Source organism: Microcoleus sp. S28C3, from assembly GCF_036700785.1.
Taxonomy (GTDB): domain Bacteria; phylum Cyanobacteriota; class Cyanobacteriia; order Cyanobacteriales; family Microcoleaceae; genus Microcoleus; species Microcoleus asticus.
Map to the genome: position 1 here is coordinate 82763 of NZ_JAUBPO010000009.1, position 10092 is coordinate 92854.

General features: G+C 46.2%; 11 protein-coding genes. 5 read left to right on the forward strand and 6 right to left on the reverse strand.

The window, feature by feature from the left end; genetic code table 11:
- Positions 1-10: 10 nt before the first annotated feature.
- Both QUA13_RS04895 and QUA13_RS04900 read left to right on the forward strand, forming a co-directional pair.
- Complete coding sequence (locus QUA13_RS04895) at positions 11-880, forward strand: calcium-binding protein (protein ID WP_333197060.1); 870 nt, start codon at positions 11-13, stop codon at positions 878-880.
- Positions 881-920: 40 nt separating this feature from the next.
- Positions 921-1748 carry a Uma2 family endonuclease gene (locus QUA13_RS04900; protein ID WP_333197062.1) on the forward strand — a complete coding sequence of 276 codons (828 nt, stop codon included), beginning with the start codon at positions 921-923 and terminating at the stop codon, positions 1746-1748.
- 12 nt (positions 1749-1760) lie between these two features.
- Here the strand turns inward: QUA13_RS04900 and QUA13_RS04905 are convergent, their stop codons facing one another.
- The 3 genes from QUA13_RS04905 to QUA13_RS04915 form a co-directional block, all read right to left on the reverse strand.
- Entirely contained in the window at positions 1761-2567 is an 807-nt protein-coding gene (locus tag QUA13_RS04905) for an MOSC domain-containing protein (protein WP_333197063.1), read from the reverse strand.
- Between the two features lie 115 nt (positions 2568-2682).
- Complete coding sequence (locus tag QUA13_RS04910; RefSeq protein ID WP_333197065.1) at positions 2683-2982, reverse strand: putative quinol monooxygenase; 300 nt, start codon at positions 2980-2982, stop codon at positions 2683-2685.
- Between the two features lie 386 nt (positions 2983-3368).
- Positions 3369-4046, reverse strand: a complete 678-nt coding sequence (locus tag QUA13_RS04915; RefSeq protein ID WP_333197067.1) for a hypothetical protein — start codon at positions 4044-4046, stop codon at positions 3369-3371.
- A gap of 274 nt (positions 4047-4320) precedes the next feature.
- Here QUA13_RS04915 and QUA13_RS04920 point away from each other — a divergent pair, with 274 nt between their 5' ends.
- Positions 4321-4800, forward strand: a complete 480-nt coding sequence (locus QUA13_RS04920; RefSeq protein ID WP_333197068.1) for a hypothetical protein — start codon at positions 4321-4323, stop codon at positions 4798-4800.
- Between the two features lie 138 nt (positions 4801-4938).
- On the opposite strand, the gene QUA13_RS04925 is transcribed toward QUA13_RS04920, so the two are convergent.
- Positions 4939-5442 (reverse strand): hypothetical protein, encoded by a 504-nt coding sequence (locus tag QUA13_RS04925; RefSeq protein ID WP_172186420.1) that lies wholly within the window; start codon positions 5440-5442, stop codon positions 4939-4941.
- Between the two features lie 554 nt (positions 5443-5996).
- Between QUA13_RS04925 and aroA the strand changes: the two genes are divergently transcribed.
- Positions 5997-7352 carry a 3-phosphoshikimate 1-carboxyvinyltransferase gene (gene aroA / locus QUA13_RS04930; protein WP_333197070.1) on the forward strand — a complete coding sequence of 452 codons (1356 nt, stop codon included), beginning with the start codon at positions 5997-5999 and terminating at the stop codon, positions 7350-7352.
- A 133-nt stretch (positions 7353-7485) separates the two neighbouring features.
- Here aroA and QUA13_RS04935 read toward each other — a convergent pair whose 3' ends face one another.
- Both QUA13_RS04935 and QUA13_RS04940 read right to left on the reverse strand, forming a co-directional pair.
- The gene (locus tag QUA13_RS04935) at positions 7486-7923 is read right to left on the reverse strand and encodes a CAAD domain-containing protein (protein ID WP_333197071.1); all 438 of its coding nucleotides are present in this window, start codon (positions 7921-7923) and stop codon (positions 7486-7488) included.
- Between the two features lie 196 nt (positions 7924-8119).
- Positions 8120-9127, reverse strand: coding sequence for a 2-hydroxyacid dehydrogenase (locus tag QUA13_RS04940; RefSeq protein ID WP_333197073.1), 1008 nt, complete (start codon positions 9125-9127; stop codon positions 8120-8122).
- A gap of 345 nt (positions 9128-9472) precedes the next feature.
- Here QUA13_RS04940 and QUA13_RS04945 point away from each other — a divergent pair.
- A partial coding sequence (locus tag QUA13_RS04945) for an ion transporter (RefSeq protein WP_333197075.1) occupies positions 9473-10092 on the forward strand: 620 nt, incomplete at its 3' end.

Consider the following 10092-nt stretch of genomic DNA (forward strand, 5'->3'; position numbering starts at 1 on the left):
CTCCACACCAATGCGAATTCTATTCACTATTGCTCACTTTTACAATCCCAGCGGCGACGGGAAACACGCTTCCCAGCGAAATGAACCGCAACCGCGACTAAATGCTTTAACCGCTTCCGTGACATCGCTGCAAGCTTTGTACGGCAAATCTCAGTCGATGATTGACATTCGCGAATGTGCAACTATTCCAGCCAATCAATCTCAACAGCACGAAATAGACATTGTTATTTGCACTACTCAAGGCTATCATCTGTTGCCTCAACTGCCAGTGCAACCCAGATGTTTTATGCACCACCCTACAAAATGCGAACCGCTGCTGTTGGGGTTTGAATGTCAAGCAGTTTTACGAGCGTGTCTCGACAAATACGATTATTTTTGTTATTTGGAAGATGATTTAGTTCTGCATGACCCGTGGTTTTTTAGTAAATTAAAGTGGTTTACACATCACGGGGGAAATGGGAATTTGCTGCAACCTAATCGCTATGAAATATCGCCTCAAGGGGCTGTTTTTAAAGCATATGTTGATGGTGATTTAGCGGAAACAGCTACTGCTAAGTTTCAAAATGTGGAGGAGCAGCGGCAGTTAATGGGAAAAATAATGGAACAAACAATTGCTTTTGAGCGGGCTTTGAATCCTCATTCCGGCTGCTATTTTTTGAATGCGGATCAGATGGCATACTGGGCTAAACAGTCTCATTTTTTGGACAGGGATACTAGCTTTATCGGCCCGCTGGAAAGTGCGGCGACTTTAGGAATTATGCGGACTTTTAGAGTTTATAAATCCACTCCTGCTTATGCTAATTTTTTGGAAATTCAACATTTTGGAGCGAGTTTTCTGAAGTTGATTGGTAATAAGGTAAGGGTGCCGGAAGCAGGATGAGTTAAGATATTCAGGTAAGCTGCAATACTTGAGAGGTAGCATGAACCAGGCAACCGAAAAGATTGTCCTTCCCTCTCCCTTCCCCGACCACACTCAACTGCCAGAGGAAGATGGCACTTTCGTGAAGAATTTTCAGGAGCATCCCCAGAGCATTATTTTGACTGATTCTATCGGGTCGGTATTGCAAGGGCTTCATCCCGATGGGCAATATGCTATAGGGCAAGACTGTGGCATCTACTGGCGAGAAACTGACCCGCAAGAAAGGGGAGCGGAAGCTCCTGATTGGTTCTATGTGCCGAACGTGCCACCAAGACTAGGAAATCAGATTCGTCGCTCTTACGTGCTGTGGCGCGAATTCATGGCTCCGATGATTGCTTTGGAGTTCGCATCGGGAGACGGTTCACAAGAGCGAGACACAACGCCGCTATCGTACTCAGAAGTCGAATCGGCGCCAAGACCTGGGAAGTTTTGGGTCTATGAGCGGATCGTGCGGATTCCGTATTATGGCATCTATGAGATCAATAGTGGCAGGCTGGAGGTTTACAGCCTGAACAATGGGTTTTACCAGCAGTTGCTTCCGAACGATCGCGGTCATTATGCGATCGCGCCAATGGGCGTAGAATTAGGACTGTGGCAAGGCAGTTATCAAAACCAGACAATGCTGTGGCTGCGGTGGTGGGATAGCGAGGGCAATTTGCTGCTGACAGGTACAGAACGAGCTTCCTTAGCAGAGCAGGCTTTGAGTACAGAAGCCCAAGCGCGGCGGGATGCCATCCCTCGGTTGTTGGCAATGGGATTGAATACAGAGCAAGTGGCAGAAGCGCTGGCTTTATCCGTAGAGGAAGTTAGGCAGCATTCACAATCTTAATGTCGCTTTTTATTAATAAGAAGTCAAAACATCGCCGATTTTAACAGTGCCGCTGTTGATAATTTTGGCTAAAACTCCAGTTTGTGCGTGACCGAATTCCTTTTGCAGTAAACTGAGTAGGGAAATATCCCGATCGCCCGTTTCTGGATTCACTTCTATATTGACACAGCGACCGATTCGTGCTGTAACTTGTATGCGCGCCGTGCCTAATTGAAACTGTTTTCCGATCAACTCAAATTCGGACCAAGCTGCCATACCGTCTAGCACAATGTTCGGGCGAAATCGGCCCACGTCAATGTTTTGAAGAGCGATTTCTGTTAATTGGTCTAATGTGGCTTGACTGAGTAAAGAAATGTGGACGGGTTCTCGATCGGGATAACGAGTTTCGCCACTGCTGTCGCCGACTAATTGCAAAGGTGCAAACTGCGGGTGTCTCGCTTCTTTTGTTGGTTGAATTGCGGCCAAATATTCGGTGAAAAAACTCCCGATGCGATCGCGCCCCGCTGCTGTGTTTGTTTCTGCTGATAACACTGCAACTCCTTGACGCTGGACTGTTAAAACGGCCGTTTCCGGTTGATAATGACATTCTAAAGCTGCTAACAGAGGCCAATCATTTTGGACGGCAAAATGTTTTTTGCTCATCCAAGGGACATTTTGGGTGGGTATCTTTGCCGCTTCAATATTATCTGCAAACATGAGGGCAAAAGCTCGATCGCCCTTAATTCCGTGTCCGGCTGTTAAAGCAAACTCCGACATTTCTTGCGGTGTCAGCCCTTTAATTGGATAAGTGAATAACTGTTTTATGGTTGCTAATGTCATAAAAAATTCCGAAGTTACTACAATTTCAACTCTCACTCTTTTCCCCCTTATTAAGGAGGGCTAGGGGGGTAGAAGCTAATTCAAAAACCTTAATAAAATTGCTATAAAAACCCGATTAAGCTAGCAATTCATAGCGGCGGATATCTGGAGGCCCAACGGCTAAACCGTCTAATTTCTGCACGGCGTCTTGAATGTGAGTTGAACCGAGATGTAGTTCGAGCAAAGCTGCACTTTCCCACTCTTCAACAAACGTAAAATCTGTGGGATCGGCTTGATTTTGCAGGAGTTCGTATTTGATGCAGCCTTTTTCTTTGCGAGTTGGCTCCATAATGCTCAGCAGCAGAGATTTAAGTTCTGCTACTTTGTCGGGAAAGGCAGCGAGGCGGGCGACTACTCGCAATGTTGTTTTGGACATAGGAGAAAAAAGAAACAGATATGACAATCGAATTTACCGCTTGCTATGAGGCAAACTCAACAAAACACAATTTTACTTAAAATAACCTAAAGAGGTCGATCGGTCAATCGATTTGAGATTTGAGATTTGAGATTTGAGATTAAAGAATTGAAGCATTGACCCCACGGATAAATTCGGGGGTTGCTTTATCGGATACAGGTTTTTTATTTCTGGACGGATGAATCCGGGGGCTTGTATCCTGGATGCTTTCGGTCAACGGCACTAAAATCACTCCAGCAGGCGCTCAAGTCTCAGAAACTCGGTTTCTTGCCAAATTCTTCGTTACTAACCGCAGAGCGTCGTATAAACCCGGTTTGTCGATCTATTTTGGCAAATACCGGAGGAACTCAATCTTTGGGATAAAATCGCTTGTTTTCTGTAGAATATTCCCAGGCGATCGCCTCCGGGTCTTTTTCGCGGCTCCACTGAGCAAACTCCGGCTTAACTTTCCACTTGCCGATCGTAGTTGCGTGAACTTTGAACCTGCGGGAGAGTTCCGTCTGGGTAAAAGAGATTTTGGGCTTTTCAGGAGTCTTGGTTTGAGCAATGGGGAATAAATTTGGTTTTTTCTCTTGTGCTTTTTCCCGATTTGTGGGAGGCTCTTGAACAGCTATTCCCGCATTAGCTGTTTCGCTTTGATTGACAGGTGGAGCTATTTGAAAATAATACAAAATGCCCCCTTGTTCCGTCACTTCAAACTCCGCTGCAAACTCAGAGGCTCGTTCGTCGAGATACTCTTGAACCTTTTCTCCGGGGAGTTTCGCATTCATCGCCAAATCCAAAGCCGTAACTCGCCCTTGATTTTCCTTGATCAACTTGTAGAAAACCGAGTCTAAATGAGCGAGTTTGTGTTTTTGCTGCTGCTGGTAGAGCTTGTAAGCCCAAGCAATGCCCGCTGTGGTGGCGATCGCCCAAAACATCGTTCCCGACTCGAAACTGGCAACCGCCGTCAAGGAAATAGGCAAAAGCAGGGTAAGATATCCCCAAATGCTGCCCTTCTTTAGGTTATTGCTGTTTTTGACCATAATTCCTAAACAGGTACGTAGTTTAGCTTAGTAGAGCGTGTCTGAATGCCGCGAAAGTTTTTCGACAGTCGATATATCGATCGGCTCGCTGACACACCCAAAAACGGATACTGTGCCGCGTACACTCGCCTTGTGGACAATCCCTAATTTTAGACCAAAGTTCCAGCTCCTTTGATTCAATGTCGCAAGTAAATCGAAAATCGAAAATCGAAAATCGAGTGACGCACTCTACGACAAAATCCCAGAATCTACTTTTTTTTGCAACCGAGGGTTCATGTACTTTTTTCGCAAACAGATTGCCATCCTGCTGATAGTTGTTGCTTGCTGTACGCTGACGATTAGTTGCAGCGATAGCCGAGCTGTCCAGTGTACTAAATTTACTGAAATTGTCAACAAAGGCAACGCTCTCATTGATGTTGATAAAGACAGCAACGATCCTGCAACGACCGACCACTTAGCTAAAAATTTGAACCTGATCGCGAAAGAACTTGAGGATCTGCGAATAACAAATCCAACCCTCAAAGAAATTCAGGAGCCATCGGTTAAATCCTTCCAGGAAATTAGTCAAGCACTCGGCGACATCAGCAAAAGTCTTCAGGCTGGAAATCTGGCTTCTACAAGTATAGAAGGTCGAGAGCAAATCCAAACAGCTCGAGCAGATATTATTAGAGCCGGACAGCAGGCGAATCAAGCAGCCGCAAATCAAGACGCTTTGACTAGCAAACTGATTAATTATTGTAAGAGCAGTTCCTAACGATTAATAGTTTTGAGTTTTGAGATGGCCACGCGAGCCGCGAACAAGGCTGCGCCGTGCATGAGTTTTGGAAGGCGTCGCCTTCACCGGGCATCTACTAATTCCCAATTACCCATCCCCAATTATCCATCCCCAATTTTAGTGATGAATTTCTAGATTCAAAATATAGCGACCGAGTTGCACTTTCTCCGACCACAACTCATATTCTAACCGCAGGTGTTCCGGTTCTGGCGTTCCTGTCAGCGTCAAATTGCGAGTGAAGTTGCGGAGTCTCAACTGTTCCGGAGTCGCCAGCGATTCGCCCTGAAGCCAATAACGGCTCAGGCCGTACATTCCTCGTTCCCAGCAGTGGCGGTAACTGTATTTGCCGTTTCCTTGCATGGTCATAATGACTCGATAGGGTGAAACTTCTAGCCAGAGCAACCGGGGTTTTGTAGTTGGGGGTAAGATTGTAACTTGCTCGGCAGATGCGTCGGAGTCGTCGGAAAATTGGCGATCGATTATGGCTGGTTCGTGCAACAACAAGTGAAAGCGATCGCGGTCTTTTTGATAAAGCGTACCAGCGGTTTCAACGACTGACCACAAAGGTAAATCTGTGGATACTAGCGATAAACTTACAGGCTTGCGGTGATGCGTCAGCATAAACAAAAGTATAGGGGTTGTTGTGGATCGGGCGGTTTGAGATTTGAGATTTGAGACTTTAGATTTTAGATTGGCTGGGTTCCAAATTCCGGAGCTTTTGCTTAAAAGAATGAAAAATTTACAACTCGGAATCGAAAATCTAAAATTGTTTAGTCAAATTTCAATCATCTGGTCGATAACTGAGAGCAGAACATGAAATCTGGGCAGATACACGGATAGTATTTGTCAGGATCGCCTATAGAGGCTAGAAACCCGGTTTCTACGAAATTTGGCATTTAGTAATGATAAATATACGAAGAAACCGGGTTTCTGAGGTCGCAAGTGCGATCGCGAACTATTTGTGAAATTAAGGTGAAATTAAGGTAAAATCCGTGCAGTTGCGCCCGCTTTTTCTTGTCGCTGACAACTGACAGCGCACTGTCCCGGCGAGTTTAATCAGCCTTGGAGTTAACTGGACACATTGGGAAAAAACCCGCAGGCATTCCAGAAGACGACTGACTTAGGACTGGGAAAAAGGTAGGATAGCTAACGCCATCCCATCCTAGTTTATCTCAATGCAAGCTGACATTATAACTACTTCGCTTCTTGACAAAACTCAAACTTTAAGCATTCAAAAACCGGCCTCGGGCTTGTCGCTGGTCGGGAGGATTCGAGTTCCGGGCGATAAGTCGATTTCTCACCGAGCTTTGATGTTAGGTGCGATCGCCCGAGGTGAAACTACAATTGAAGGATTGCTGCTAGGAGAAGACCCCCGCAGCACGGCTAAATGTTTCTCGCTCTTGGGAGCCAAAGTTTCTGAACTCAACGCGGAACGGGTGACAGTCCGGGGCGTCGGAATTGGCGAGTTAGAGGAGCCTGTGGAAGTCTTGGATGCGGGCAATTCCGGCACGACGATGCGGCTGATGTTAGGAATTTTAGCCTCTCATCCGGGGCGTTTTTATGCGGTAACGGGTGACAGTTCTCTGCGATCGCGCCCGATGTCGCGCGTCATTAAACCGCTGCAACAAATGGGAGCGCAAATTTGGGGTAGAAAGAGCAATTCTTTAGCTCCTTTAGGGATACTTGGACAGCAGTTAAAACCGATTCACTACCATTCTCCGATCGCCTCGGCTCAAGTTAAATCTTGCATTTTGCTCGCCGGTTTGATGGCAAGCGGAGAAACTACAGTCACAGAACCCGCTCTGTCGCGGGATCACAGCGAGCGGATGCTGCGGGCGTTTGGAGCCCGATTGAGCGTCGATCCAGAAACTTGTAGCGTGACTGTTACTGGGCCGACACAACTGCAAGGGCAGAATGTGATTGTACCGGGGGATATTAGTTCGGCGGCATTTTGGCTAGTTGCTGGGGCGATCGTCCCGGGTTCGGAACTCGTAGTCGAAAATGTCGGTGTCAACCCAACCCGTACAGGGATTTTGGAAGCTTTGGAAATGATGGGTGCCGATATTGAACTGCAAAATCAGCGAGAGGCCGCCGGAGAACCTGTAGCGGATATTTTGGTTCGCAGTTCCGGCCAATTGCGGGGATGCACCATTGCTGGCGACTTAATTCCCCGACTGATTGACGAAATCCCGATTTTGGCAGTAGCGGCGATCTTTGCGTCGGGTACTACAATAATTCGAGATGCGGCCGAGTTGCGAGTCAAAGAGAGCGATCGGCTGGCCGTGACTGCTGCGGAACTCAACCGCATGGGAGCTCAAATTTCCGAGTTACCCGACGGTTTAGAAATTACCGGGGGAACTCCTTTGACCGGCGCGGATGTTGACAGCTACACCGACCACAGAATAGCGATGAGTTTGGCGATCGCAGCGCTCAACGCCACAGGTATTACTAACATTCACCGGGCTGAAGCCGCTGCCATTTCCTACCCGGACTTTACCGCCACTTTGCAACAAGTTTGCCATCCAAATTGAGAGCGAGATAGTGGGAGAGCGGGAGAGGGAGGAGTCCGAGATTTGGAGAGGGGAGAGCGGGAAAAATCATCTTTCTTCCTTCTGCCCTCTTCCTTATTCCTTCTGCCCTCTTCCTTATTCCTTCTTCCTTCGCTTAAGAATCTTTACCTACAACTTGTTCTTTTAAAGAATCGATTTCCGTTAACAACTCTTGGCGATTAGAAGCCTTGAGCAGATAGCGGTAAACAAACCAGCCCGTATATCCCATACCAATCAACTCAAAAATTGGAGCTACCAAAGGGACATCATTAAGAGCATCTAAAACTCCCAGCATTACCTTAATGCTAATACCGCCTGCCAGGATTAAACCAACAGTTATGAGAGGCTTTTGGTAGTCAGCAAAAAAACTGGATAGATAGGCTGGAAGTTCCGACAAAATTGTAATAACTTGGTCTTTAATATCTTGGAGCTGGGTGGTCGGTGTTTCTGTGGTTGTCACTGTAGTCATGACCCCCGGTTTGTCCTCCACCAGGTCTACTGTGACGACTTCAGTGACTGTTTGTGTCTCGTCAGAAAAGTTAGCTTGTGTCATTTGATACTTTCTCCGGTGTCTAGTAAAATTGCAGGCTGTGAGTTGCTGGCAGTATAATTCTCAGGCAATTAGCACAGGACTCATGCAGCCGCGACTAATTGATGAGACTAAGGCAGAGCTTCCAAAATTGCAAGCAAAAATAAGGATATAACTTCATTTTAAACAATTCCCCTAGCTGGCAAATCGGTCTTTTGACTCATTTTTTCACTCGATCGAGGTCGATTTGATTCGCGCAAGGGCGTCCTTGTTCAAAGTCGGCGATATTGGCGATCGTGGTTTCGGCGATATTTGTCAAAGCTTCCTCGGTGAAAAAAGCTTGATGTCCGGTAATCAGGACGTTGGGGAAAGTCAGCAAGCGCTGAAATACGTCGTCTTGAATGACGTGATTTGACAAATCCTCAAAAAACAGATCCGTCTCTTGTTCGTACACATCTAAGCCGAGGTAGCCAATTTTACCAGACTTCAGTGCTTTGGTCACAGCTTTAGTGTCAATCAACTGACCGCGGCTGGTATTGATCAGCATCATCCCCGGTTTCATTTGCCCGATCGCCTCTGCACCGATCAAATGGTAAGTTTCCGGCATCAGCGGACAGTGGAGGCTGACAATATCAGAGGCTGCGAACAGTTCCGGGAGTGCGACGTATTCCATCCCTAGGGCGAGGCAATCTACGTTTTGGAAAAAATCGTATCCCAGCAGGCGGCACCCGAATCCGTGCAGAATTTTGGCAGTAATTGCACCAATTCTGCCAGTTCCGACGATTCCCACCGTTTTGCCGTGGAGGTCAAAACCCAACAGGCCGTCTAAGGCGAAATTGCCTTCGCGGACGCGGTTGTAGGCCCGGTGGATTTTGCGGTTGAGGGACAAAATCAGAGCGACTGCGTGTTCGGCGACGGCGTAGGGAGAATAAGCGGGAACTCGGAGGATAGTTAGGTCTAAATCCCTCGCTGCTGCTAAATCGACGTGGTTGAATCCAGCCGATCTCAAAACCAGTAAGCGGACGCCTTTTTCGGCGATCGCCCGCAGCGTTTTCGCGTCCAAGCAGTCGTTAACGAACGCGCAGACGGCCGGAAATCCAGCGGCCAAAACGCTGGTTTCTAGGGTCAGATGCGCTTCAAAAAAAACCAAGTCGTGTTGACCGCCGACATTGGCTGCTGTCAGAAAAGTGCGATCGTAGGATTTGGTATTAAATACGGCTACCTTCATGCTTTTTGCCTCCAAACCCAGTAATAGTTGGAAAATTTTTCCAGATTAACTCTAAATTTTACTAGAATGCCGTTGCCCCAAACAACCCAATTTCCACGATAAATATTGAGTTTCGCAACGAGGCATCTCTGAATAAACCAGATTTTTAGCCGTAAGGCAAATCCTGCTTAAATTTTTGAATATAATTGCTTAGACTGTAGTAAAGCGCGAGCGTTAATTGTTCATTTTTTAGGAAAAACTCAGATACCAAAACAAATCAAAACTCAAATTTATGCAATTTTAGAAAAATCAGATATAGGCAATTTATACAGTTTAGCAGACGATATTGTTATCACTTGTTTAATTGTGATCAACGTCGCAGCTTTTATTGCTTCTACTTCACCCGCCTTGTCGCAAGAACAAAAGTTAATTTTAGAAAATATCGAAATTGTTTCATCCTTAGTATTTACAATAGAATATTTTTTGAGGCTGTGGGTGTGTACAGTCGATAGCAGATACAGCCACCCGCTTTGGGGAAGATTGAAATACGGTCTGACACCGCTAAGTCTGATCGATTTAATTTCAATTTTACCGTTTTACTCATTGCTGTTATTTCCTAATTTAAGCTTCGTTAATTTAATTCGCCTGCTGCGCTTGTTGCGGTTGCTAAAAATGAGCCGTTATTCAGAGTCACTCAGAACTCTGGGAGCAGTATTGTACGCTAAAAAAGAGGAGTTAATTGCCACTGCATTTGCAGTTTTTATTCTATTAATATTTGCCTCTAGCATCATGTATTTTGTTGAAAATGAGGCGCATCCAGAAACTTTTGCGAGCATCCCCGATGCAATGTGGTGGGGAGTTGTGACCTTAACTACTGTCGGTTACGGTGATATTTATCCAATCACTCCTTTACAACAGTCCGGACAGTTTTTTGGGGTGAGTGGCGAGGAAAGCTATCCAAGGCTTAAAGTACAGTCATACATAAA

Bases quoted from the DNA above. Each gene is read 5' to 3' on its own strand.
- QUA13_RS04895 (WP_333197060.1), top strand. From the start codon at position 11: ATGCGAATTCTATTCACTATTGCTCACTTTTACAATCCCAGCGGCGAC.
- QUA13_RS04900 (WP_333197062.1), top strand. From the start codon at position 921: ATGAACCAGGCAACCGAAAAGATTGTCCTTCCCTCTCCCTTCCCCGAC.
- QUA13_RS04905 (WP_333197063.1), bottom strand. From the start codon at position 2,567: ATGACATTAGCAACCATAAAACAGTTATTCACTTATCCAATTAAAGGG.
- QUA13_RS04910 (WP_333197065.1), bottom strand. From the start codon at position 2,982: ATGTCCAAAACAACATTGCGAGTAGTCGCCCGCCTCGCTGCCTTTCCC.
- QUA13_RS04915 (WP_333197067.1), bottom strand. From the start codon at position 4,046: ATGGTCAAAAACAGCAATAACCTAAAGAAGGGCAGCATTTGGGGATAT.
- QUA13_RS04920 (WP_333197068.1), top strand. From the start codon at position 4,321: ATGTACTTTTTTCGCAAACAGATTGCCATCCTGCTGATAGTTGTTGCT.
- QUA13_RS04925 (WP_172186420.1), bottom strand. From the start codon at position 5,442: ATGCTGACGCATCACCGCAAGCCTGTAAGTTTATCGCTAGTATCCACA.
- aroA (WP_333197070.1), top strand. From the start codon at position 5,997: ATGCAAGCTGACATTATAACTACTTCGCTTCTTGACAAAACTCAAACT.
- QUA13_RS04935 (WP_333197071.1), bottom strand. From the start codon at position 7,923: ATGACACAAGCTAACTTTTCTGACGAGACACAAACAGTCACTGAAGTC.
- QUA13_RS04940 (WP_333197073.1), bottom strand. From the start codon at position 9,127: ATGAAGGTAGCCGTATTTAATACCAAATCCTACGATCGCACTTTTCTG.